Annotated in this window: 25 protein-coding genes; 13 read left to right on the forward strand and 12 right to left on the reverse strand. The window is 58.2% G+C overall.

Annotated features, from left to right (window positions below):
* Positions 1 to 13 precede the first annotated feature (13 nt).
* From ACJO3M_RS02165 to ACJO3M_RS02200, 8 genes are all read left to right on the forward strand, one after another.
* Positions 14 to 2,815, forward strand: coding sequence for a monovalent cation/H+ antiporter subunit A (locus ACJO3M_RS02165; protein WP_406999306.1), 2,802 nt, complete (start codon positions 14 to 16; stop codon positions 2,813 to 2,815).
* Complete coding sequence (locus ACJO3M_RS02170; protein WP_406999308.1) at positions 2,815 to 3,183, forward strand: Na+/H+ antiporter subunit C; 369 nt, start codon at positions 2,815 to 2,817, stop codon at positions 3,181 to 3,183. The genes ACJO3M_RS02165 and ACJO3M_RS02170 overlap by 1 nt, the downstream gene beginning before the upstream one ends.
* Positions 3,180 to 4,697 carry a monovalent cation/H+ antiporter subunit D gene (locus ACJO3M_RS02175; protein ID WP_406999310.1) on the forward strand — a complete coding sequence of 506 codons (1,518 nt, stop codon included), beginning with the start codon at positions 3,180 to 3,182 and terminating at the stop codon, positions 4,695 to 4,697. The genes ACJO3M_RS02170 and ACJO3M_RS02175 overlap by 4 nt, the downstream gene beginning before the upstream one ends.
* Positions 4,697 to 5,185: a Na+/H+ antiporter subunit E gene (locus tag ACJO3M_RS02180; protein WP_406999312.1), complete on the forward strand. Its 489-nt coding sequence runs from the start codon at positions 4,697 to 4,699 to the stop codon at positions 5,183 to 5,185. Before ACJO3M_RS02175 ends, ACJO3M_RS02180 begins: the two co-directional genes overlap by 1 nt.
* Positions 5,182 to 5,451, forward strand: a complete 270-nt coding sequence (locus ACJO3M_RS02185; protein ID WP_406999314.1) for a K+/H+ antiporter subunit F — start codon at positions 5,182 to 5,184, stop codon at positions 5,449 to 5,451. Before ACJO3M_RS02180 ends, ACJO3M_RS02185 begins: the two co-directional genes overlap by 4 nt.
* Positions 5,452 to 5,490: 39 nt before the next feature.
* The gene (locus ACJO3M_RS02190) at positions 5,491 to 5,823 is read left to right on the forward strand and encodes a Na+/H+ antiporter subunit G (RefSeq protein WP_406999316.1); all 333 of its coding nucleotides are present in this window, start codon (positions 5,491 to 5,493) and stop codon (positions 5,821 to 5,823) included.
* 82 nt (positions 5,824 to 5,905) lie between these two features.
* Positions 5,906 to 6,187, forward strand: a complete 282-nt coding sequence (ppnP, locus tag ACJO3M_RS02195) for a pyrimidine/purine nucleoside phosphorylase (RefSeq protein WP_012136445.1) — start codon at positions 5,906 to 5,908, stop codon at positions 6,185 to 6,187.
* A gap of 164 nt (positions 6,188 to 6,351) precedes the next feature.
* A complete protein-coding gene (locus ACJO3M_RS02200) occupies positions 6,352 to 7,995 on the forward strand; it encodes a fatty acid--CoA ligase (protein WP_406999318.1) in 1,644 nt (547 codons plus the stop codon).
* 54 nt (positions 7,996 to 8,049) lie between these two features.
* Here ACJO3M_RS02200 and ACJO3M_RS02205 read toward each other — a convergent pair whose 3' ends face one another.
* The 6 genes from ACJO3M_RS02205 to ACJO3M_RS02230 all read right to left on the reverse strand — a co-directional run bounded on the left by ACJO3M_RS02205 (position 8,050) and on the right by ACJO3M_RS02230 (position 13,004).
* Positions 8,050 to 9,303, reverse strand: coding sequence for a D-amino acid dehydrogenase (locus ACJO3M_RS02205; protein WP_406999320.1), 1,254 nt, complete (start codon positions 9,301 to 9,303; stop codon positions 8,050 to 8,052).
* Between the two features lie 90 nt (positions 9,304 to 9,393).
* On the reverse strand, positions 9,394 to 9,750 hold the full coding sequence (locus ACJO3M_RS02210) for a translation initiation factor Sui1 (RefSeq protein ID WP_406986915.1): 357 nt from the start codon (positions 9,748 to 9,750) through the stop codon (positions 9,394 to 9,396).
* A gap of 34 nt (positions 9,751 to 9,784) precedes the next feature.
* Positions 9,785 to 10,321, reverse strand: coding sequence for a DUF4136 domain-containing protein (locus ACJO3M_RS02215; protein ID WP_406999322.1), 537 nt, complete (start codon positions 10,319 to 10,321; stop codon positions 9,785 to 9,787).
* Between the two features lie 72 nt (positions 10,322 to 10,393).
* Positions 10,394 to 10,999, reverse strand: coding sequence for a YigZ family protein (locus tag ACJO3M_RS02220; RefSeq protein ID WP_406999324.1), 606 nt, complete (start codon positions 10,997 to 10,999; stop codon positions 10,394 to 10,396).
* A complete protein-coding gene (locus tag ACJO3M_RS02225) occupies positions 10,999 to 12,321 on the reverse strand; it encodes a sensor histidine kinase (protein ID WP_406999326.1) in 1,323 nt (440 codons plus the stop codon). The genes ACJO3M_RS02220 and ACJO3M_RS02225 overlap by 1 nt, the downstream gene beginning before the upstream one ends.
* Positions 12,318 to 13,004 carry a response regulator transcription factor gene (locus tag ACJO3M_RS02230; protein ID WP_406986925.1) on the reverse strand — a complete coding sequence of 229 codons (687 nt, stop codon included), beginning with the start codon at positions 13,002 to 13,004 and terminating at the stop codon, positions 12,318 to 12,320. Before ACJO3M_RS02230 ends, ACJO3M_RS02225 begins: the two co-directional genes overlap by 4 nt.
* A 188-nt stretch (positions 13,005 to 13,192) precedes the next feature.
* Between ACJO3M_RS02230 and ACJO3M_RS02235 the strand changes: the two genes are divergently transcribed.
* From ACJO3M_RS02235 to ACJO3M_RS02245, 3 genes are all read left to right on the forward strand, one after another.
* The gene (locus tag ACJO3M_RS02235) at positions 13,193 to 13,588 is read left to right on the forward strand and encodes a hypothetical protein (RefSeq protein ID WP_406999328.1); all 396 of its coding nucleotides are present in this window, start codon (positions 13,193 to 13,195) and stop codon (positions 13,586 to 13,588) included.
* A gap of 56 nt (positions 13,589 to 13,644) precedes the next feature.
* Positions 13,645 to 14,802, forward strand: a complete 1,158-nt coding sequence (locus tag ACJO3M_RS02240) for a GNAT family N-acetyltransferase (RefSeq protein ID WP_406999330.1) — start codon at positions 13,645 to 13,647, stop codon at positions 14,800 to 14,802.
* An 86-nt stretch (positions 14,803 to 14,888) separates the two neighbouring features.
* A complete protein-coding gene (locus ACJO3M_RS02245) occupies positions 14,889 to 15,554 on the forward strand; it encodes a DUF485 domain-containing protein (RefSeq protein ID WP_406999332.1) in 666 nt (221 codons plus the stop codon).
* Here the strand turns inward: ACJO3M_RS02245 and ACJO3M_RS02250 are convergent.
* Genes ACJO3M_RS02250 through ACJO3M_RS02260 form a run of 3 tightly spaced genes read right to left on the reverse strand, consistent with a single transcriptional unit; the run spans position 15,541 to position 17,730 of the window.
* The gene (locus tag ACJO3M_RS02250; RefSeq protein WP_406999333.1) at positions 15,541 to 16,893 is read right to left on the reverse strand and encodes a nicotinate phosphoribosyltransferase; all 1,353 of its coding nucleotides are present in this window, start codon (positions 16,891 to 16,893) and stop codon (positions 15,541 to 15,543) included. The genes ACJO3M_RS02245 and ACJO3M_RS02250 overlap by 14 nt on opposite strands.
* A 22-nt stretch (positions 16,894 to 16,915) precedes the next feature.
* Positions 16,916 to 17,467 (reverse strand): isochorismatase family protein, encoded by a 552-nt coding sequence (locus ACJO3M_RS02255; protein ID WP_406999335.1) that lies wholly within the window; start codon positions 17,465 to 17,467, stop codon positions 16,916 to 16,918.
* A 47-nt stretch (positions 17,468 to 17,514) separates the two neighbouring features.
* Positions 17,515 to 17,730: a dodecin gene (locus ACJO3M_RS02260; RefSeq protein ID WP_406999337.1), complete on the reverse strand. Its 216-nt coding sequence runs from the start codon at positions 17,728 to 17,730 to the stop codon at positions 17,515 to 17,517.
* Between the two features lie 112 nt (positions 17,731 to 17,842).
* Here ACJO3M_RS02260 and ACJO3M_RS02265 point away from each other — a divergent pair, with 112 nt between their 5' ends.
* Positions 17,843 to 18,613 carry a DUF3750 domain-containing protein gene (locus ACJO3M_RS02265; RefSeq protein ID WP_406999339.1) on the forward strand — a complete coding sequence of 257 codons (771 nt, stop codon included), beginning with the start codon at positions 17,843 to 17,845 and terminating at the stop codon, positions 18,611 to 18,613.
* A gap of 27 nt (positions 18,614 to 18,640) precedes the next feature.
* Here ACJO3M_RS02265 and ACJO3M_RS02270 read toward each other — a convergent pair whose 3' ends face one another.
* Genes ACJO3M_RS02270 through ACJO3M_RS02280 form a run of 3 tightly spaced genes read right to left on the reverse strand, consistent with a single transcriptional unit; the run spans position 18,641 to position 20,293 of the window.
* Positions 18,641 to 18,952, reverse strand: a complete 312-nt coding sequence (locus ACJO3M_RS02270) for an AzlD family protein (RefSeq protein WP_406986944.1) — start codon at positions 18,950 to 18,952, stop codon at positions 18,641 to 18,643.
* Positions 18,949 to 19,692: an AzlC family ABC transporter permease gene (locus tag ACJO3M_RS02275; RefSeq protein ID WP_406999340.1), complete on the reverse strand. Its 744-nt coding sequence runs from the start codon at positions 19,690 to 19,692 to the stop codon at positions 18,949 to 18,951. Before ACJO3M_RS02275 ends, ACJO3M_RS02270 begins: the two co-directional genes overlap by 4 nt.
* Positions 19,693 to 19,750: 58 nt before the next feature.
* Positions 19,751 to 20,293, reverse strand: a complete 543-nt coding sequence (locus ACJO3M_RS02280) for a hypothetical protein (RefSeq protein ID WP_406999342.1) — start codon at positions 20,291 to 20,293, stop codon at positions 19,751 to 19,753.
* 603 nt (positions 20,294 to 20,896) lie between these two features.
* On the opposite strand from ACJO3M_RS02280, the gene ACJO3M_RS02285 reads away from it, so the two are divergent.
* On the forward strand, positions 20,897 to 21,997 hold the full coding sequence (locus ACJO3M_RS02285; RefSeq protein WP_406999344.1) for a Glu/Leu/Phe/Val family dehydrogenase: 1,101 nt from the start codon (positions 20,897 to 20,899) through the stop codon (positions 21,995 to 21,997).
* Positions 21,998 to 22,050: the final 53 nt, after the last annotated feature.

The raw sequence follows: 22,050 nt of genomic DNA on the forward strand, positions 1-22,050 counted from the left end.
TAACGAGGTTGCGATGTCGCTACCGCTGGTCGTTTTACTGCCCTTTATAGGGGCGTTGGCAGCACCTTTGTTTGCTCAGGGAGGCCGCACGGCAATTGCCATTGCCTCGTCGGTTCCCGCTATTGTCGCTTTGGCGGCACTGTACCCGCATTGGTCAACCATTGCCGATGGCGGCATCGTCCTTCACAGCTATGAATGGCTGCCGGCACTGGGCTTTTCATTCAGTTTCCGTCTGGATGGGCTGTCTTTACTGTTTGCCCTGCTGATTCTTGTTATCGGCCTGCTGATCATTCTCTATTCCCGCTATTACCTGAAGGCCAAAGAGAATGTCGGGAAATTCTACTCGATGCTTTTGTGCTTCATGGGCTCCATGCTCGGCATCGTGCTATCCAGCAACCTGCTGCTGATGCTCGTGTTCTGGGAACTGACCAGCCTGACGTCGTTCCTGCTGATCAGTTTCTGGAATCATAAGCAGGACGCCCGCCGGGGCGCCCGTATGGCCCTTGCCGTCACTGGCGGCGGCGGTCTTGCTCTGATGGCCGGCATTCTGATCATCGGCAATATCGTTGGCAGTTTCGAGCTGGACGCGGTGTTGGCCGCCGGCGACCAGATCAAGGCACACAGCCTGTACCCGATTGCCCTCACCCTGGTGCTGCTGGGCGCATTCACCAAGTCCGCCCAGTTTCCGTTCCACTTCTGGCTGCCCCATGCCATGCAGGCGCCCACGCCGGTATCGGCCTACCTTCATTCGGCAACCATGGTCAAGGCCGGCATTTTCCTGATGGCCCGCCTCTACCCGGCACTGGCGGGTACCGAGCAGTGGTTCTATATGGTGAGCTTCACCGGTATGGCCACCCTGTTGATCGGCGCCTACGTGGCCATGTTCAAGCACGACCTGAAAGGGCTGCTGGCCCATTCCACCGTCAGCCATCTTGGCCTGATCACCCTGCTGTTCGGCATGGGCACCCAACTGGCTGCCGTAGCAGCGGTATTCCACGTCATTAACCATGCCATCTTCAAGGCATCCCTGTTCATGGCGGCGGGCATCATCGACCATGAAACCGGCACCCGGGACATGCGCCGCATTAACGGCCTCTGGCGTTACATGCCCCACACCGCCACCCTGGCGATGGTCGCGGCCTCATCCATGGCTGGCGTGCCCCTGCTCAATGGTTTCCTGAGTAAGGAGATGTTCTTTGCGGAATCCCTGCAACTGAATCTGCCGGGCTTCTGGGCCTGGGTGCCTCCGCTGGTTGCCACCCTTGCGGGCATTTTCGCCGTCGCCTACTCGGCACGCTTTATCCACGATGTATTCTTCAATGGTAAGCCGGTGGATCTGCCCGTGTATCCGCCCCATGAGCCGCCGCGCTACATGAAGATTCCGGTGGAAATTCTGGTCTTTGCCTGCATCATGGTGGGGGTGTTCCCGGCAATATCCGTCGGCCCGCTGCTTTATGCCGCTGCTTCAGCCACCCTGGGCGGCAATGTACCGGAGTACCACCTGACCATCGCCCACGGGTTCAACCTGCCTCTGATGATGAGCTTCGCCGCATTCATCGGTGGCCTGCTCATGTACAGCCAGCGTCAGCGTTTCTTCGATTTTCACGCCCGCTTCCGGGAAATTGACGAAAAGGCCGTCTTCGAGGCGGCGATTTCCCGAGTGGTCGCGGCAGCCCACCGACTCACCAGCTGGATCGAAAATGGCTCGCTGCAACGCTATGCCCTGCTTCTGGTGCTCAGCGTGGTTGCTGTTGCCATCGTACCGCTGTCCAGTCTGGGCTTTTTCGTGGGTGAGAACGGACTGGCTCCGATCGACTGGCCAACCCTCATAGGTATGGGCGTGCTGATCCTTTGCGCACTGGGCACAGCGGTGTTCCACCGTGAACGCTTCTATGCCCTGGTATTGCTGAGCGTGGTGGGCCTGCTGGTATCGCTGGGTTTTGCCCGTTTCTCCGCACCCGACCTCGCCATGACCCAGCTGTCTGTTGAGGTTGTCACCATCGTGTTGCTGATGCTGGCGTTGTTCTACATGCCATCCTGGACGCCAATGGAAAGCTCTACCGGCCGCCGGGTTCGTGATATCGTAATTGCGCTCGCCGCAGGCACCGGTATGACCCTGGTGACCCTGGCGATGCTGACCCAGCCTTTCACGTCCATTTCCGACTACTTTCTCGAGAACAGCAAACCCGGCGGTGGCGGCACCAACGTGGTGAACGTAATCCTTGTGGACTTCCGGGGCTTCGATACCCTCGGGGAAATCACGGTACTGGCGATTGCCGCACTGGGGATCTACGCGATGCTCAAGAACACCGCGCTGACGCCGCCCCCGGGCGATGGACAGGGACATCCCTGGACCCGTGATGCCTACCCGCTGATGCTGCGCCAGATCGCAAGGCCCATGCTGCCGATGGCGCTGATGGTGTCCGCCTACATCTTCCTGCGCGGGCACAACATGCCGGGCGGCGGCTTCATTGCCGGCCTGATCACCGCAGTGGCACTGATTCTCCAGTACATCGCCAGCGGCATGATCTGGACTCAGGACCGCGTGCCATTCCGCTACCACAACGTCATAGGCCTGGGACTGTTTTTTGCCGCTATAGCCGGCGCTGCCAGCTATGCATTTGGCTACCCGTTCCTCACCAGCACGTTTGATTACATAAGCTGGCCGATCGTTGGCAAGTTCGAGGTGGCCTCCGCCCTGGTCTTCGACCTCGGGGTCTATCTCACGGTCATCGGAGCCACGCTCCTGGCACTGGTCAGTATTGGCCGCCTGTCACCCCATTCCGCCATTAAAAGCAAGAAGGAGAGCGCATAATGGAGCTGGCATTTGCTCTGGTCATAGGCGCGCTGACCGCGTCTGGCGTGTACCTTTTACTGCGGGCCCGCACCTTTCCCGTGGTAGTGGGTCTGACGCTGCTTTCCTACGGCGTCAACCTGTTCCTGTTCTCTTCCGGTCGGCTGGTGACCGGGGGCCAACCCATTATTGGAAGCAATAACAGCTATGCCGATCCGCTGCCCCAGGCACTGGTCCTGACGGCGATCGTCATCGGCTTTGCCATGACCGCATTTGTTGTGGTGCTGGCGCTGCGCAACCTGGCCGACAACGAAGACGACCATGTCGACGGATACCAGACCGAGGCCAATGCCGAATCAGAGGAAACAGTGGAGGTAACCAGTAAATGAACCATTGGCTTACCGCCCCCATTCTGATTCCGCTGCTGGGCGGGATACTTCAGGTATTTATGGGGTATGCCCCGATCAGCCTGCGCCGCACCCTGGCGATAACCACAACGGTCCTCATTCTGGCGGCCTCCGTGGTGCTGCTGGTTCTCGCCGACGATGGCAGCTATCGCGCCTACGCGTTCGGCAACTGGGAGCCCCCTTTCGGCATTGTCCTGGTACTGGACCGCCTGGCAGCCCTGATGCTGCTGCTGACATCCATCCTCGCGCTGTTCTGCCATATCTATTCCATTGGCGGCGCGGATGAAGGGAATCGTCAGTTTCATGCGCTGTTCCTGTTCCAGCTGCTGGGCCTGAATATCGCGTTTCTTACCGGCGATCTGTTCAACCTGTTCGTCGCGTTCGAGGTTCTGCTTATCGCCTCCTACGGACTTCTGATGCACGGTGGCGGAACCGCGCGTACCGTGCCTGGCCTGCATTACGTGGTGCTGAACCTTGCGGGCTCCGCCGTGTTCCTGATCAGTGTGGGCATGATCTACAGCGTCACCGGCACCCTGAACATGGCGGACCTAGCAGTGAAGGTATCCCAGGTCAGCGAGGAAAACCTGCACCTCGTCAGGGCCGGCGGCATGATGCTTCTGGTGGTATTTGGCCTGAAGGCGGCCATTCTGCCGCTGTGTTTCTGGTTGCCCAAAGCCTATGCCAAGGCTACGGCACCAGTAGCGGCCCTCTTCGCCGTCATGACGAAAGTGGGCATTTACGCCATTCTGCGCGTCTATTCGCTGATTTTCGGCGATCAGGCCGGAGATCTAGCGGGCCTGGGCATGGACTGGCTGTTCCCGCTGGCCCTGATCACCCTGGCCATGGGGGTCATTGGCGCCCTGGGTTCAGAAAACCTCAAGACCCTCATCGCCTGGCAGGTCATTATTTCAGTGGGAACACTGTTGGCAGCGATGTCCCTGGGATCCGTGGAGGGTACCTCAGCTGCGTTGTTCTATCTGCTTAACACCACCTGGGTGGTTGGCGGCCTTTTCCTGGTGGTCGATCTGATCAGCCGCCAGCGTGGCACCGCTGGCGACCGGATTGTCACTGCCCCCAGAATGCGGAACCGCACCTTTCTCAGCGCGCTGTTCCTGACTGGTGCCGTCGCGGCAGCCGGGCTGCCTCCCCTGAGCGGTTTCTTTGCCAAGCTGATGATATTGCAGGCCGCCACCCCGGGACCTGAAATGGCCTGGCTGTGGTCCGCCGTGCTGATCGGTGGCTTTTGCACCCTCATCGCTTACAGTCGGGCCGGCAGCATTGTGTTCTGGCGAAACGTCGATGGCCATATTGAGGACCCGGGCAAACTCAGCGGCGCCGTGTCGGTGTCGGCCGGAGCACTGATAGCCCTGAGCGTGGTGATCGTTGCCCTTGCCGGGCCGATCACCCGCTATACTGACGCCACTGCCGCACAGCTGCATAACAGCGAGGCATACATCCAAATCCTCGGGACACCCATGGTGGGGGAGGATAACTAATGCTTGATCGCCTGAATTTTCCCCAACCCTGGTTAAGCCTGACTCTGTTTCTGACATGGCAACTGCTGAGCGACGGTATTTCCGGCGCCAGTGTTGTAATGGGTCTGATTCTGTCCTGGCTGATCCCGCAGTTGACCCAGGGGTTTTGGCCCGAACGCCCGGTGTTCATCAAATTCTGGCGCATGCCGGCTTACCTGCTCAGGATGCTGCTGGATATCGTAACCGCCAGCATTACAGTGGCACGGCTGATCCTCAGTGGCCGCCAACCGAAACCGGTATTTGTGTGTTATCCGCTGGATCTGGAAAACCCGCTGGCTATCTCCATCCTTGCCAGCACCATTTCCCTGACCCCCGGCACCGTCAGTTCAGACATCAGCGATGACCAGAAAATACTGCTGATTCACACCCTGGACGCGGACAACGAACAGGACGTTATCGATGCCATCAAAAATCGCTATGAAAAGCCTCTGATGGAGATGTTCCAATGATCACAGTTGCCCTCCACATCACCATTGCCATGGTTGTGCTCGCAGCTCTGCTCAACGTTTACCGCCTGATCAAGGGGCCAGATGCCCCTGACCGGGTGTTGGCACTGGACACCCTTTACATCAACGCCATTGCCCTGATCATCCTGCTGGGGATCACGCTCGGGACGCGCATGTACCTGGAATCCGCGCTTCTGATCGCTGTTATGGGCTTCGTTGGCACGGTTGCCATGGCGAAGTACCTGAAAAGGGGCAGTGTCATTGAATAAGTTACCGGACGTATTGAAAGCATACGGAGGAGACAGGCCATGAGCCCGCTTATCGAATACACGATCGCGGCCCTGCTGCTGATCGGGGGATTCTTCACTCTGGTCGGCGCCATCGGCCTCGCCCGACTGCCGGATTTTTTCACCCGGTTACACGGCCCCACCAAGGCCACCACACTCGGAGTCGGGGCCATTATGCTGGCATCCGTGGCCTATTTCAGCGCCAACGGCGAAGGTATCGGTCTCACCGAGATTCTGATTACCGTCTTCCTGTTCATGACCGCGCCAGTGAGCGCCAACATCCTGGCCAAGTCAGCCATGCACATTGGCGTGGACGTAATGGAGGGCACCACGGGCAACCCCTGGGAACAGTAAAGCGAACTGCAAAAAAATGTCATTGGATGGAAAACAAATTGCCGTATAGTAGGCCCCCACTTTTAATCAAGGAGCCATACCCATGCTGAACGTGAACGAATACTTTGACGGCAAGGCGAAATCCATCTCCTTCCAGACCTCCACCCTACCGGCCACTGTTGGTGTGATCAGCCCGGGCGAGTATGAGTTTGGCACCAGCAAGAAAGAAACCATGACGGTGATCAGCGGTGCTTTGACCGTTCTGCTGCCGGGCATGGAAGAATGGATGACCTACGGTTCCGGGGAAAGTTTCGATGTTGCCGGCCAGGCAAGCTTCAAAGCGAAAACCGATATCGATACAGCCTACCTCTGCACCTACGAATAGGCCAGACCGGCGCCCATAAATTGCAGAGCGGAACAGAATTCCTGTAACACCTGATTCGTTCTGCAATTTTTATGCATTCCAAGGTTCCCGTTTCCGCCAAAGTGTGTCAGATTTACTCCTGTTTCTCGCTATAACATCAACAACCGAGAAAGAGGTAAAAAGTAATGGCACAAACCCGCATTCTTCCACCAGCGGACAACGCCCACCAGTACCCCCTTCTGATCAAGCAATTGTTGCTCTCTGGCCCCAGGTACTCCCCTGACCAGGAAATCGTTTACGCCAACCGCAGCAAGTACACCTATACCGACCTCGTTGAGCGTATCCATCGCCTGGCCAATGCTCTCACTGATGCTGGCGTGAAACCCGGAGACACAGTAGCGGTGATGGACTGGGACACTCCGCGTTACCTCGAGTGTTTCTTTGCAGTTCCGATGATTGGAGCAGTACTGCACACCATCAATGTGCGCCTTTCACCCGAGCAGATCGTCTATACCATGAATCACGCCGAAGACGATGTGGTGCTGGTGCACGATGACTTCCTGCCCATTGTTGAAGGCGTCAAGGATGAGATTAAAACCGTAAAAAGTTACATCCAGCTCACCGACGACAACGAAGCAAAGTCCACCAGTCTCGATGCCGCTGGCGAGTACGAGGCTCTGCTGGCCAGGGCCGGAACCGAATTCGACTTCCCGGATTTTGATGAAAACAGCATCGCGACTACCTTCTACACCACAGGCACGACCGGCAATCCCAAGGGCGTTTTCTTCAGTCACCGTCAATTGGTGCTGCACACCCTGGCAATGACCGGGTCTCTCTCGGCCTACGATGAGATCCCACTACTGCGCTCCTCATCGGTCTATATGCCGGTCACCCCAATGTTTCACGTCCATGCCTGGGGCGTCCCCTACGCCGCCACCATGTTGGGCATCAAGCAGGTTTACCCGGGGCGCTATGAACCGGAACTGCTGGTGGACCTGCTCAAGGAACACAAGGTCTCGTTCTCCCACTGTGTGCCGACCATCATGCAGATGATGATGGGCACCGAGTCCATCAAGACCGCCGACCTGAGCAACTGGCACGTGTTGATCGGCGGCAGCGCCCTGACCAAGGGTCTGTGCGATGCCGGCGCCAAGCTTGGCATTCGCATGTACACCGGCTACGGCATGTCGGAAACCTGCCCGCTGCTGAGCGTTACCCACATGAAGCCCGAGGATCTGGAGCTGCCACTGGAGCAACAGACCGCCAAGCGGGTCAAAACCGGTATCGCGGTGCCCATGACCCAACTGGAAATTGTGGATCCGTCCGGCAACCCGGTCGCCCATGATGGAGAAGCCAAGGGCGAAGTGGTCGCACGCGCACCCTGGCTGACCCAGAGCTATTTCAAGGAACCGGAGAAAGGCGAGGAACTTTGGGAAGGTGGCTGGCTCCACACCGGCGACGTGGCGTCGATTGAACCGGACAACACCCTGGTGATCAAGGACCGAATCAAGGACGTGATCAAGACCGGCGGTGAATGGCTGTCATCCCTGGATCTGGAAAACCTGATCAGCCAGCATCCGTCCGTAGATGGCGCTGCCGTTGTAGGTGTTCCCGATGAGAAATGGGGCGAACGCCCACACGCACTGGTTACCCTGAAGCCGGGCGAGAAAGCCACCCTTGAGGACATCCAGAACCACTTGAAACAGTTCGTCGACACCGGCGAAATCAACAAGTGGGCTATTCCCTCGCACATCGATTTTGTCGAGGATATCCCCAAGACCAGTGTCGGAAAAATCAACAAGAAGCTGATTCGCGATCAGTTGCAGTAATACCACCATGTGATAACCAGAACGGCCCCGGAGATGAACCCGGGGCCGTTCTGGTTACAGCCCACAGAAAGTGAAATCCACCTCGGGCTTACGCCCGCCGATGATGTCTGCAATCGCCGCCGCGGAACCACAGGAATGGGTCCATCCCAGGGTGCCATGCCCGGTATTCAGGAAGAGATTGCCAAAGTGGCTTTTCCCGATATAGGGCACGTTTGACGGAGTCGCAGGCCGCAGCCCTGCCCAGAATTCGGCCTGGTCCCAGTGGGCAGCATCCGGCATGACTTCCGCCGTGCGCCGGACGATTATTCGACAGCGGGTGAAATCGAGATTCCGGCTGTAGCCACTCAGTTCAGCGGTTCCGGCCACACGAATCCGGTCACCTAGGCGAGAGTACACCAGCTTGTACTCATCGTCGGTCAGGCTCACCTTGAACGCCGCTTCTTCGTTCTTGACCGGTACGGTGATGGAGTAGCCCTTGGCGGGATAGATATTCAGGAACAGGCCCAACTGCCGGGCCAATACCGCGCTGAAACTGCCCAGGCTCAGGACATAGGCGTCGGCACGCAACATTTCATGGTGCCCTTCCTTCAGGGTCTGGACCCCGAGAATCCTGTCACGGGTATGGTCGAAGCCCAGAATTTCCGTGCCATAGAGAAACTTCACACCCGCTTCCTCGGCTTTTCGCGCGAGGCCCTGGGTGAACTTTCTGGCGTCCCCGGACTCATCTTCAGAGGTGTAGGTTGCTCCGGCAATCCGGTCGCGAATCGGAGCCAGGGCTGGCTCCAGCTCAACCGCACGGGCGGGATCAATCACCTGACGGTCACAGCCCAGGTCACGCATCAACCGGGCAGGCTCCAATGCAGAATCAAATTCCTTTGGATTGGTGTAGAAGTGCAATATGCCCTTCTCCAACTGGTCATATTCAATCCCGGTTTCCTTACGCACGGCCTGCAAGTGGTTACGACTGTAGGTGCCCAGGTTAACGATTTGCCGGAGGTTATGGGCCGCCCTGGCGGACGTGCATTGCATCAGGAATGACAGCCCCCAGCGCCACTGGGCAGGGTCGAGGCTCGGACGAAACAGCAGGGGGGCATCCGGTTGAGTCAACCACCTCAATATATTGAGCGGTGCCGACGGATTGGCCCACGGCTGCGCATGGGACACTGAAATCTGCCCACCATTGGCATAACTGGTTTCAAGGCCGGCTTTGCTCTGGCGATCAACCACGGTGACCTCATGGCCCTGCTTGCGCAAAAACCAGGCAGTGGTTACGCCGACAACACCTGCACCCAACACCAGTATGTGCATTCTCATCCTCCGGTAAGCGATTGTCCCGTCACGGGCCGTTGAAAAGCAGACCTATTCTAGCGTCTGAAGGCAGGTTTGCGTGTTATACCATTAGCCACCGGCACGTTTTACGGTCCAGCCCTTGGCCTGGAGTAACGGGACGAGGATGTCCCGTTGATCACCCTGAATTTCCACCACGCCGTCTTTCACCGTGCCGCCGGTTCCGCACTTGGCCTTGAGCACTTTGGCGAAGGCCTTGAGCTCCTTGTCATCCATGGGGATGCCGGTCACCAGCGTTACGCCCTTGCCTTTGCGGCCCTTGGTTTCACGGCTGACCCGAACGATACCGTCCCCCGCGGGACGGGAGGGCTGACCACAGGTACATTCTTCGACGGGGTTGCGGCAACCGGGGCACATGCGCCCCTGCTCGGTTGAAAACACCAACCCACCCGAGGATTTCGACTTCATCTTTTCTCCGTTGTCGTTGGCAAGTAACAGGCCTCTATTCCAGCCCCGGAGGATACTTGGAAAACATTTCGGCCACCACTTCGTCGATCAGCTTGCGGCGATACTCCGGAGACTGATCTTCATTCAGGTAGCGCCGGCTGGCAGCGCGCCAGACCACTTGTTGCGTACGGGTGTCCGCCAGCTCGATCACAAGCTTGCCTTCCTGGACCTCCCGTACCGGCGGTGCGGATGCAAGCCCCCAACCAAAGCGGCCATGTCCGAACCCCAGACCAAACCCCATGCCGTAACTTTCGAGCCGCTCTTCTTCCACGATCTCCCAGGCCACCAGCAGATCGGCTTCATCCGCTCCCACCTTTTTCATGGCCTTGCGATTCAGCTCACGCTCCACCGCATTGCGAATGCGGCTGCCATCCAGTGACACCACGGACTGGCCTTCGCCACGCTCATCCGCGAACGCCCAGGACGAATAGTTCCCGAATACGGCACCGGAATCATAATCCGTCACTACATTACTGGCACAGCCGGCCAGCGCCAACATCAGAAACGATGCGATGATCACTCGAATAGCCATAGCGAACCTCCTTACGGTTGCTTTTCAGGTAGTATACGGACACGTGACGTTCAGAGATGTAACAACCGTTCCCTACCTTTCGAAACGGTAATCCAGCTTCTGGGCATCGCAGAAGCCTCCGAATTGCTCAACATGATCCATCGGCACGGACACCCGGGCGATGACCATCGAACCATACTCTATGGACTCCACCGAGGCGCCATTGGTTTCACACCAGTGTCGCAACGGCTGTTCGTCGGCGAAGCCCATGGTCACAGAGGCCGTATCCATGGACCGCTGAACCACGCGATCCACTGCAGACAGAACACTCTCAGCCGCCCCCGCATACGCCCTGACCAACCCGCCAGCCCCCAGCTTTATGCCGCCGAAATAACGAACCACCATCACCAGGACATCCCCCATATCCTTGTGTTGAATGACATTGAGGATTGGCTTTCCGGCGGTACCGGACGGTTCGCCATCGTCATTCATCGCCGCCTCAGCGGCTGATCCCGGCCTACCAATCTGGTAGGCCCAGCAAATATGGCGGGCATCGGGATGGTCCTTGTGGGCCTGATCCAGCCACACCTTCACCTCATCACGGCTGGCCACCGGAGCGACCCGCGCAATGAATCGACTTTTCTTTATCTCCGTTTCCCGCTCAAGATATCCCGCGGGAACGGGGTAATCCTTGCTCATCAGAGGATGTCCGTAAAAATGGGCAGACTGACGGTAACCCTGAGACCACCCGAAGTGCCGTTTTCCGCCCGGATAGCGCCATCATGAGCCGAAACAATGTCCCGCGCGATGGCCAGCCCGAGCCCCCACCCTTTGCCGCCACGGGACTTGTCTGCCCGGTAGAATGGCTCAAACAGGTGGGGCAGCATGTCCGGGGCCACGCCCGGCCCCTCGTCTTCAATGGCAATCACCAGGCTGCCGTCTACCTTGTCCACACCAATGTGAATGGCATGGCCAGGGCCGGTGTGGTCCAGCGCATTCTGGACAATGTTATCAAACGCTCGCTGCAACAATCCCTGATCGCCGAGAACCGACACCTTGCGACATTCGGGGCGGACCATCAGTTGGCAGTCCACCCCCTGGTGTTCGGCGTAATCGGCGGCGTCCTGAAGCACGTTATTGATAATAACAACCGGCTGAACCGCTTCGCGGGGAATGTCAGCGCCTTCCTCGGTTACCCGGTAGAGCGTCAGGATCTGTGAGGTCATTGCTTCCAGCCGTTCATTCTGCCGCAGGATGCTGGCCATCAGGTCGTCGTCAATACCGCCCTCACTGGCAAGTTCAATAGCGATACGCTGGCGCGTCAGAGGCGTTCTCAAATCGTGGGAAATATCCCGTAACAGGTGCTTCTGCCGTTCCAGCAAACTGCACAACTGCTCGGTCATTGCGTTAAACGCAGCGGCGAGCTGGCCCACTTCGTCCCGGCGGCCGGCAATCCGCTCACTGACCCGCAATTGAGTGTTCCCACCGGCAATATCCCGGGCGGTGGTTTCCATGTGTTTGAGTGGGCGGGACACCAGCCGTGCAATCCACCAGCAAGCCAGGGTAATCAGCACAAACGCCAGGACCATTTCCAATACCCGGAAGAACCTCGGGTCAATCCAGCCATCGCCGTCCATTCGCGGCCAGGCCACCAGACGATACTTCTCAGTGACATCAATCAGCGCCGGTCGCTGGCGATGCCAGCCGGACTGCATACGTTCACGGATAGAGGATGGCAACCGGCCATCATGCTTGTCATTCTCAATCAGGATCAGATGCAACTCCAGTCGCTCACCCTGGCCCTTCAGGAACCGCCAGGCTGCTCCGCGCCCTTCATCTTCACGCACCTTAATCGCCTCGAATGCCAGCTCCCGCAAACCCACCTGGCGTTCGATGGCGGCCCTTTCCCGATCCATCAGCGCACGGGTGGCCACGTTGCTGATCAGCAAGGTAATCGCCATCGCCAGCCAGATGGACAGGAAAATACGCCAGAACAGGGGGAACATCAGGCGCCGTTTCATACCGGTACCCGATAGCTGTAACCAAGACCGCGCACTGTCTCGATCCGGGGGGGATCATCATTTCCCAGCTTCTTGCGCAGATTACTGATGTGCATGTCGAGAGTCCGGTCATGAGCTTCCAGGCGCCGCCCCAGCGCCCACTGCATCAGGTCAGTTTTGCGTACCACACTGCCGGCATGGGCCAGCAATACCTGCAACACCTCATACTCGGTGGCGGTGAGTTCCAGAGGGTTGTCGTTCTGGTAAATACGGCGGTGAGACGGCTCCACCCTGAGATCACCGTAGGTCCTGGCGGCATCCATTTCCACCGACTGGTCCCAGGCAATCCGACGCAGTAGCGCTTGCAGGCGGGCAACCAGTTCCCTGGGATTGCAGGGCTTGGGAATGTAGTCATCGGCGCCAACCTCAAACCCGACAATACGGTCGGTTTCATCGCCCCGAGCGGTCAGCAGTATGACCGGAAGGTGGGTATCCGCCCGCAGGGATCGCAGCACGTCGAGACCGCTGATATCCGGGAGCATAATGTCCAGCACAACAATGTCACAGTTCTGCCCCCGGGCCAGCGACAGGCCATCGTTGCCGTTTTCCGCTTCCCGCACACTGAACCCCTGGTTGGTCAGATAGCGCGCCAGCAACTGCCTCAGCTCATCGTCGTCTTCTACCAGTAATACCCTGTTCTGCATGGACATCCTCCCGATTAACCGCGTTCAGTCTAACACGTTGCCTGTCGGTGTCTTTTTCCCCGCTTTTTCCTTTGCACAACCTTTACACCACCCTGACACCGGATGACAGAGTTCTCCGCTAGCATTAATCCCATCCACAACGGTACTGCTTACCGGCAGCACCACAACCAGAAATGAGGAACGAAACCATGATGAAACATCGCACTTCCCTTTTTATGGCAAGCGCATTGCTGTCCGCTGCCATGCTCACCAGCAGCCCGCTGGCGATGGCCGGCAAGCACGGTGACAGGGACGAAGGCCACCACGGCAAACACAACAAAGCCGAGATGTGCCAACAACTGCGCGAGGGCACCGGCAAGTTCAGCCCGGAAAAGCGTCAGGAGCGGATGGAGGAACGCCAGGCGAAGATGGAAGAGCGCCGCGCCGACATGGCGGATCGCCTTGAACTGACGGAGGAACAGCGGGAAACCTGGGACGAGATCCATCAGGAAAACATGGAGAAACGCGCCCACAAGATGGAAAGGTGGGAGAAAAAGATGAAAGAACGCTGTGAGGAAAAAGCCGAAAACAACAGCGACCAGTGATCAGGCACCGGGTTCTGGCGTATGGTATCGGGTAACACCAAGGAGTACCCCAGACCATGTCCGAACCCGGTTTCCCGTTTCCAAGCGTACGTGTTTGCCAGTCGATCCATGATATTCCCGAAGCTGACTGGAACGCCCTCTGCCCCGGCACCTACCCGTTTCTGAAACATGGGTTCCTGAGGGCACTGGAGGATACCGGCTGTACCACCACATCAACCGGCTGGACCCCGTCACACCTGACGTTCTGGCAGCAGGACCGGCTGGTTGGCGTGGCTCCGGCCTGGCTGAAAACCCACTCCATGGGCGAATACGTCTTTGACTGGGCCTGGGCCGACGCCTACCAGCGGTACGGGGAAGCCTACTACCCCAAACTGCTGATTGCCGTGCCCTTTACCCCCTGCCAGGGCCCCCGGTTGCTGTTGAGCGACGCGTTCAGGGCGAGCCTGTCACCGGACAGGCTTCATCGGATGCTGAATGATGTCAGCACAACCCTTGGCGCTCACTCCTGGCACCTGCTGTTTCCGGATGCCAGCGACCAGCGCCTGCTCGCACAACCGGACAGTCTCCATCGTCTGGGTTGCCAGTTCCACTGGCACAATCGGGGTTACCATTGCTTCGATGATTTTCTGGGCGAGCTGACCTCCCGCAAACGCAAATCCATCCGCAAGGAGCGCCGGCAAGTTTCGGAGTCTGGGATAACCTTCCGGCGATATTCAGGCACCGATATGCCTGATCATGTCCTCCGGGCCTTTTATGTGTTCTATCAGGCGACCTATTTCAAGCGCGGGCAACGACCGTACCTGAATGAACGGTTTTTCCGGCAACTGCTCTCGGAAATGCCGGATCAGTGCCACATCATCATGGCGCAGAAAGGGGACGCCATGATCGCGGGCGCTCTTTTCCTCAACGGCAACGACACGCTCTTTGGCCGTTACTGGGGCAGCCTGGAAGAATACGACTTCCTGCATTTCGAAACCTGTTACTACCAGGGAATTGATCTGGCCATTGAGCTGGGCCTGTCCGTTTTCGATGCCGGCGCCCAGGGGGAGCACAAACTGATCCGGGGTTTCGAGCCGGTGATAACCCATTCCTGGCACGGCATCCACCATCCGGGCTTCCGCGATGCCATCCATCGTTTCACACTGGAAGAGGCGGATCACGTGCAACAGTACTTTGACGATGCCTGCGCCGCACTACCCTTCAGGCAAGAGTAGTACCTATACTGTCTTGTAATAACCCGAGCCACGAATTCCTGATACTTTCGGGTTACCACTCTCAGGGATTCGAACCGAGGCCACCCATGGACACGGATCAGCTACTCAGCCTCATCGGTAACAACAGCGTTGCATTTGTACTCTCCGCAGCTGCATTGATCGTGGCTGTGCTGACAATGCTGTACGTTGCGAAAAGCAGGCACCGGCAGGACTTTCTGGATGACCAGCTCAAGAAACGGACAGAAACCCTGTGGCGGGACATGGACGAGTTGCGCATCAGCCATTTCCATGGCACCGCGACGCCCTCACCCGGGCCGGGTCAGGGCGTTTTGGAATCCGATCAGTTTGCGGCGGAGAAATCTGCTTATGAAGTGATCTGGCCGCAGATCTGGCTGCTTCACGATCGCCTGGGCATGTTCCTTCGTTCGGTCGAATCCGGGGAACCGGCAGGGGAACTACGCCTGGAAGCCCGGAATGCTGCCCTGGAGGCACGCAGCGCACTCAACCGGAACCGGCCGTTCTGCCATGAGGACGTCGACGATCTGGTGACCAAAATCATCGATACTGACATCAAGGCTCACCTGGCTGCCTGTCAGTACATGGACCTGCTGAAAGACTCAGCCACCTCCAACACTACGCACGAACGCAATGTCCAACGGGAAAAATTCCATTTACTCTACGATGGCGAAGCAAGAGATATGATCAATCAACTCGTTACCACCATTCGCGGACGCATCCTCAGGAAGAGCTGAGGCCTCGCTGCATCCGCCTCAGGGTATCGGCCTGGAGAGCTTTCAGGTAGCGGCTGATGATAACCGGAAAGCGCCCCGCTGGGGCCAGTTCCCGAAGCTCCGGCGGCAGGGCGCGAATGGCAGCCATTGCGTAATGGGCCTGATCATCCGGGGAATGGATGGCATCCAGCAACACCACTCCGTGTTTCATCACCGGGCTCAATAAGGGCTCCCCGTCGAACACCTCCTCTCGCCCGCCGATCACATCCCCCCTCATCTGGCCGTCGGGGGCATGCTGGCGGAACACCTGCTTTGCTCCGGGCAGTGACTGTTTACCTGAGGAATTTTTCATTCGTGGCTGGCCGGCGTACTCGGTCAGCTTGTAAGCCAGTTCCAGAGCCGGTGCGTCATTCGAGACACCTATAGCCGTTCCCACGCCAAAACCATCGATGGGGGCGTCAGCCGCAGTCAGCCGGGCAATTTCATATTCATCCAGTCCCCCGCTGGCCATGATGCGAATGTCTTCAAGACCGGCTTCGTCCAGTATTGCGCGGCAATCCCGCGACTCTGCAACCAGATCGCCCGAATCCAGGCGAATGGCGCTGACACGGGCTTCAGGATCCTGCTTCAGCCACTCGGCAATGCGCCGGACCGCTCTCCGGGTGTCGTAGGTGTCCACCAGCAACGTGGTGCCCGGATACAGCCGTGCGTATACCCTGAAGGCGTCCATTTCATCGGAATAGGCCTGAACAAAACTGTGAGCCATGGTGCCACTGACCGTCAGGCCGAAATCAAGGCCCGCCAGCACATTGCTGGTTCCCGCCAGCCCGGCGAGACGAAACGCCCGGGCGCTTCTGTGGGCCGCATCCATGCCATGCATTCGCCGCATACCAAAATCAACCACCGGGCGATCACCGGCGGCAAGCTTCACCCGCACCGCCTTGGACGCCAGCACCGTTTCCAGGTGAACGTAGTTCATCACCAGGCTTTCAAGGATCTGGGCTTCGGCAATGGGCGCCTCGATTTCCAGCAGCGGCTCCTGGGGGAACAGCGGCGTTCCCTCCGGTACCGCCCGGATATGACCGCTGAAACGAAACTTGCCGAGCCACTCAAGAAACCCGGGCTGGAAACGATCAAGGCTCTCCAGGCGCTTGATATGCTCGCGGGAAAACTTCAACGTCTCGATGACCGTGGCGACCTGCTGCTGACCGCAGGCCAGCATAAAGTTCCGGCTTTCCGGCAGTTCCCGGAAAAACAGACTGAATACCGCCGTATCGTGCATACCTTCAGCCCAATAAGCCTGGGCCATGGCCAGCTCATAGAGATCCACAAGTAGTGCAAGATCTTTCTCATGCACCATGTTGTCAGGCTCCTGCATCCTGTCAGTGTTGCAAAGACACACCCTGTCCTGTCAGTTCGTCCAGAACTGCCGACGCGTTGTCGCTGTCTACCGCATAGGTACCATCGACGATCAGATTAACACTGAACCCCAGTTGAACGGCATCCATCACCGACGCCCGCACACACACATCCAGCGCCAGGCCAGCCACATAAAGGGATCCATACCCATGCCGGCGCAAATAGCTGTCGAGCTGAGTACCATCAAACGCCGAGTAGGCATCGGTATCAAACGCTGTGCCCTTGCTGACCCGTACCGCATCGGATGGCAACTTCATGGCGGGGTGAAAGGCCGCACCCTCGCTGTCCTGCACGCAATGCACAGGCCAGGGGCCGCCCCGCTCAACGAAGCTGACATGGTCAACAGGATGCCAGTCACGACTGGCGATAATTGCCCAGCCCTCGCTCCGGGCCTTGCTGATCCATTCATTCACGACCGGGAAGATCGCGTCACTCTGAGGTACCGCCAGGCTGCCGCCTTCACAGAAATCATTCTGGATATCAACGAGCAGCAGGGCGCATTTATCGGAAGACATAATGCCACCCCCTGTGTACCAGTATGGGCCTACGGGCCCGGTAAGCATCAGCTGTCCGCGATACGGAAGCCGATCTTCATCACCACCTGATAATGCCCGACCTTGTTACCCTCAATATGGCCACGGGTCTCAAGGACCTCAAACCACTCCATATTGCGAACGCTCTTGCCACATTCAGTCAGCGCATTCTCGATGGCGTCCTCAATACTTTTTGTCGAAGAACCCACGATTTCCACTTTCTTGTAAACATGATGGTCTGACATGCCGCCCCCCAACGAATATACTCACTGTTACTTCTGAGCCTAGAAGACGGGACTGAACCGGGCAAACCGTGAAACAGTATTATTATCACTGCCCCGAATCCGGACACCTGAAATGAGACGACTGTTCAAGTTCACCGCCTGGTCTTTTGCCGCCCTTTTTCTGCTCCTGATCGGACCGCTGCTAGTGGCAACCAGCGGCTCCCTGCATAGTGCGGAGAGCTGGCAGACTGCTTCCCGGGATAGCGCAGGCATCGCCCCGCTGCCCGGGGAGACCGAAGAGGCTATCGTGCATGTATACGGTGCCAGAGCCTGGAGCTGGCGCGGGTATTTCTCGGTACACACCTGGATCAGCACCAAGGAGGCGGGGGCGGATCATTACCAGGTTCACGAGGTGACCGGATGGCGCCGCTACGTGGTCAGCTCCCGGCCCGGCGATCCCGACAGGCACTGGTACGGCGCCCGGCCCGAGTTATATGCAGATATTCGTGGCGAGGAGGCGGAACAACTGATTCCCGCCATTTATGATGCGGTCGCGTCCTATCCCTACCCGACGGAGTACGAAGCCTGGCCCGGCCCCAACAGCAACACCTTTGTCGCCTGGGTGATCCGGAACGTACCCGGCCTGGACGTCGCCCTGCCCAGCCACGCCATTGGCAAGGACTATCTGGGCGACCGTGTGGTTGCCGCAGTTCCGGGAGGGGTAGGCTATCAGTTTTCACTGGGGGGTTACTTTGGCGTTCTCGCGGGGGTCCGGGAGGGACTGGAGCTGAACATCATGGGCCTGTCCCTGGGAATAAACCCGCTGGGACTGGGTATCAAATTGCCCGGTATTGGCGAGCTGGGCCTGCGCAATACCAATCCGATGCCGGCGGACAATCCCTGACCGCAACACGGCCGGACGCAGTGTTCACTACATCAGGTAGCGCACGACCCCCGCTGCGGCAATGCCCGCTGCTATGGCGGGCAACGGCTTGCGCAGGGCAAGCATGAGGACTGCGGTGACCGTCAGCGCGGCAACGGCTCCGGCATCACCACTGAACGCCATGGGAACGATGATGGCAATCAGTACCGAACTGGCCATGGTATTGATAAAGCTCTCGATCCGCGGACTGATCCGAACGAAGGACATAACGAACACCCCGCCGAAACGGGTGGCCAGGGTCACCACCGTCATGATCGCAATCAGTGCAAGGACGCCGGCAGTGGTAGTTTCAATGGTCATTGGGCGGCCTCCTCTGCCTCAGCGGGTGCTTCCACGTCTTTCGGTTCCAGCCAGAAGAAACCGATGGCACCCCCGGCGAGCGCGCCCACCACAACGTGGGTATTGGCTGGCAGCCATCGCCACGCCGCCAGCGAAGCCACAGCGGCAACCGTCCAGGCCACCAGCACCCGGGGAGATTTCCGTCCGCCCAGGGCCATCGCCAGCAGGAAACAGCCGAGCACCATATCAAGTCCCAGACTCTTCGGGTTCTGCAGCAACCCGCCAAAATAGACACCCAGCCAGGTGCCCACGATCCACGCCAGCCAGAGCACCAGACCACCACCCAGGATGACTTCCAGATTGCGTTTGCCGTTCTGATAGTCCTGGGCTGACACCGCCCAGTTAGCATCGGTCAGGAGTAACAGGAGCCCGTAGCGCTTGCCGGGTGAGATATCCTTCAGCATCGGATACAGCGATGCGCCCATCAGCAGGTGGCGGGAGTTTATTGCGAACACCACCACTATCAGGGGCAGCACTGACACTTCCCCACCCCACATATCGATTGCGGCAAACTGGGAGGCGCCGGCAAATACGGTGGCACTCATCAGGATCGCTTCCAGCGGCGGCAGGCCTTTCTGGGTGGCAGCCAAACCAAAGGCAGCACCAAAGGCCACCACGAACAGGGAGATGGGGAGAAGACGGAAGAACTCCAGTCGCACCTTGTGCGGCTGGAGCTTATAAGAATAGGAAGCGACAGACATCAGAGGAAACTAAGGCAGTTTCCCCAGGCAGCGTATAGGTAAATACCGAATCGCTCGCTTAATGAACCACATGAATCTTGCCGTCGCCCGCCGCCAGCGGGTTATTAACACTGCTGCTCTCGCCCTGCAGTTCCGCTTCCGGGTGATTCAGCGCCATCAACTCTTCCATTTGCGCAACATGGGCTTTGGGCACATCCACCATGACCAGGTAGCGCCCGGCCTCAATATCACCATGGAACTTGCGAATCCGGTAGTTCTCGGTGCCAATACCCCCGAAACCACCGAGCCAGCCACCGGCGACGACGGCAAACACGCCCATGGCCACATAGGCGGATACCGGCCAGCCGAGACCGCCCCAAACAGCCAGGGGAACCACAAAAAACAGGGCAAAGAGTGCGCCAATCAACAGCCCCCGTTCGACAAACCTCGGCAGATCGGTCTTGTCCAGGACACTGGCTGAGTGCAGCCGGTGAGTATACAAGCCGGCCTCATCCTTGCTGACGATATGGAATCGCCAATCTGTAATCCCGCGCTCGTGAAGGTCATCGGAAATGCTCTGAACGCTGTCAATCGAGTCCACCAGATAGAAAAGCCGTTTCATAACTCCTCCTTCACTGCTCACAAACAGGATGGCGTGACATAACCTGATTATAAAACAACCAGCCCTGACCCCATCGGCCTGTTAAAACCGATTTACGATAACCAGACGGACTATATGGCAAATTCCTCTAACAGGGATTTTTGCCCACAACACAAAACCTTGTGACTTCCCAGTCATGAAAATATGCATTTCACAACATTTATTCGTTGACGTTTACGTTAGAAGTAACTAGTTTATTTGCGGTCCGGCCCCAAAAGGGTTCTCAATCGGGAAATACGGACGCTTGAAATCAGAACGCCGGCCACAAGCCGGTCGACAAGAACAAGACATCCACTCAAGTCGCAATCCGGCCAGGTGGAAGAGGATTTCAACATGCTCAACTCCGCACCTTTAGCGGACGAACCTCTCCTGCATGCACAGCCAGAACCCTCCCGGGTTTCCGGCAACGATCCCTATGCCATTCCGCCTATCACCGTGGACCGCGATGCCCCCGGACACAACTCAGCATCAACAAATTGCCCGTACTGCTGTCTAACCCATAACAAAACCGTTGTCGCAGGCCCCAAAAGGGTAGCGGCTGCTTTCTATGAGAGGTGAAACGCCATGAACGTATTCAGCCATCCCGAGTTCGATAACCACGAACACCTGTCCTTTTTCTGCGATCCGGAAACCGGACTGAAAGCCATTGTCGCCATTCACAACACCTCCCGTGGCCCCGCTCTCGGGGGTTGCCGTATGTTTCCCTATGCTTCCGACGAAGAGGCCCTGAGAGATGTTTTGCGTCTGTCAAAGGGGATGACCTACAAGTCCGCGCTTGCCAACCTGGACCTGGGCGGAGGCAAGTCCGTCATCATCGGCGATCCGCGCAAAGACAAGACCGAAGCGCTGATGGAAGCCATGGGTCGACACCTGGAAAGCCTGGGCGGCCAATACATCGCGGCCGAGGATTCCGGCACCAGCGTACCCGATCTGAAGGTGATGAGCAGACACACCCGCCATGTGTCCGGCATTGCCGAGCACACCGGCTTCGATGGCAAACCCAGCAACGGCGATCCCTCGCCCGCCACCGCCTACGGCACATTTATTGGCCTCAAGGCTGCGGTGAGGCACAAGCTGGGCCGCTCCGACCTTGCCGGCCTGAAAGTGGCGATCCAGGGCATCGGAAACGTGGGTTACCGACTGGCCCGGCACCTGAAAGAGGCCGGCGCCGATCTGTGGGTCTACGACATCCACGCGGACAACATGCAACGAGCCATTGATGAACTGGGCGCGAAACCCGCCACTGCGGAGGACATTCTGTTCCTGCCCGTGGATGTAGTTGCCCCCTGCGCCATGGGTGCGGTGCTGAACGATGACAGCATCCCGCAAATCAAGGCCACCATCGTGGCCGGCGCAGCCAATAACCTACTGGAGCGCCCGGATCACGATCAGGCCCTGTTGGACCGCGGCATTCTCTATGCCCCGGATTTCGCCATCAACGCCGGTGGCATCATTGATGTGTCCTACGAGCGAATCGGCGCTCCCCCCGAGAAGGTCCGTGCCCACGTAGATACCATTGGCGACACGCTGAACGAGATCTTTACCCGTTCTGACCGCAGCGGCAGGCCCACCGGGGCCATTGCCAACGAACTGGCGGAAGAGCGGTTCCGCAAACACACTGCCCGCGTCAATGCGATGTCGGAGCAATTGGCCCATGCCGGGTAATACACCGGGGCCACGTCTGTGAGGCCGCGAATTATTCGCGGCCTTTGCTTCCC

The sequence above is a fragment of the Marinobacter alkalisoli genome (genome assembly GCF_045449795.1).
Taxonomy (GTDB): Bacteria; Pseudomonadota; Gammaproteobacteria; order Pseudomonadales; family Oleiphilaceae; genus Marinobacter.

Coding starts and splice junctions, on each gene's coding strand:
- ACJO3M_RS02165 (WP_406999306.1), top strand. CDS start 14: ATGTCGCTACCGCTGGTCGTTTTACTGCCCTTTATAGGGGCGTTGGCA.
- ACJO3M_RS02170 (WP_406999308.1), top strand. CDS start 2,815: ATGGAGCTGGCATTTGCTCTGGTCATAGGCGCGCTGACCGCGTCTGGC.
- ACJO3M_RS02175 (WP_406999310.1), top strand. CDS start 3,180: ATGAACCATTGGCTTACCGCCCCCATTCTGATTCCGCTGCTGGGCGGG.
- ACJO3M_RS02180 (WP_406999312.1), top strand. CDS start 4,697: ATGCTTGATCGCCTGAATTTTCCCCAACCCTGGTTAAGCCTGACTCTG.
- ACJO3M_RS02185 (WP_406999314.1), top strand. CDS start 5,182: ATGATCACAGTTGCCCTCCACATCACCATTGCCATGGTTGTGCTCGCA.
- ACJO3M_RS02190 (WP_406999316.1), top strand. CDS start 5,491: ATGAGCCCGCTTATCGAATACACGATCGCGGCCCTGCTGCTGATCGGG.
- ppnP (WP_012136445.1), top strand. CDS start 5,906: ATGCTGAACGTGAACGAATACTTTGACGGCAAGGCGAAATCCATCTCC.
- ACJO3M_RS02200 (WP_406999318.1), top strand. CDS start 6,352: ATGGCACAAACCCGCATTCTTCCACCAGCGGACAACGCCCACCAGTAC.
- ACJO3M_RS02205 (WP_406999320.1), bottom strand. CDS start 9,303: ATGCACATACTGGTGTTGGGTGCAGGTGTTGTCGGCGTAACCACTGCC.
- ACJO3M_RS02210 (WP_406986915.1), bottom strand. CDS start 9,750: ATGAAGTCGAAATCCTCGGGTGGGTTGGTGTTTTCAACCGAGCAGGGG.
- ACJO3M_RS02215 (WP_406999322.1), bottom strand. CDS start 10,321: ATGGCTATTCGAGTGATCATCGCATCGTTTCTGATGTTGGCGCTGGCC.
- ACJO3M_RS02220 (WP_406999324.1), bottom strand. CDS start 10,999: ATGAGCAAGGATTACCCCGTTCCCGCGGGATATCTTGAGCGGGAAACG.
- ACJO3M_RS02225 (WP_406999326.1), bottom strand. CDS start 12,321: ATGAAACGGCGCCTGATGTTCCCCCTGTTCTGGCGTATTTTCCTGTCC.
- ACJO3M_RS02230 (WP_406986925.1), bottom strand. CDS start 13,004: ATGCAGAACAGGGTATTACTGGTAGAAGACGACGATGAGCTGAGGCAG.
- ACJO3M_RS02235 (WP_406999328.1), top strand. CDS start 13,193: ATGATGAAACATCGCACTTCCCTTTTTATGGCAAGCGCATTGCTGTCC.
- ACJO3M_RS02240 (WP_406999330.1), top strand. CDS start 13,645: ATGTCCGAACCCGGTTTCCCGTTTCCAAGCGTACGTGTTTGCCAGTCG.
- ACJO3M_RS02245 (WP_406999332.1), top strand. CDS start 14,889: ATGGACACGGATCAGCTACTCAGCCTCATCGGTAACAACAGCGTTGCA.
- ACJO3M_RS02250 (WP_406999333.1), bottom strand. CDS start 16,893: ATGGTGCATGAGAAAGATCTTGCACTACTTGTGGATCTCTATGAGCTG.
- ACJO3M_RS02255 (WP_406999335.1), bottom strand. CDS start 17,467: ATGTCTTCCGATAAATGCGCCCTGCTGCTCGTTGATATCCAGAATGAT.
- ACJO3M_RS02260 (WP_406999337.1), bottom strand. CDS start 17,730: ATGTCAGACCATCATGTTTACAAGAAAGTGGAAATCGTGGGTTCTTCG.
- ACJO3M_RS02265 (WP_406999339.1), top strand. CDS start 17,843: ATGAGACGACTGTTCAAGTTCACCGCCTGGTCTTTTGCCGCCCTTTTT.
- ACJO3M_RS02270 (WP_406986944.1), bottom strand. CDS start 18,952: ATGACCATTGAAACTACCACTGCCGGCGTCCTTGCACTGATTGCGATC.
- ACJO3M_RS02275 (WP_406999340.1), bottom strand. CDS start 19,692: ATGTCTGTCGCTTCCTATTCTTATAAGCTCCAGCCGCACAAGGTGCGA.
- ACJO3M_RS02280 (WP_406999342.1), bottom strand. CDS start 20,293: ATGAAACGGCTTTTCTATCTGGTGGACTCGATTGACAGCGTTCAGAGC.
- ACJO3M_RS02285 (WP_406999344.1), top strand. CDS start 20,897: ATGAACGTATTCAGCCATCCCGAGTTCGATAACCACGAACACCTGTCC.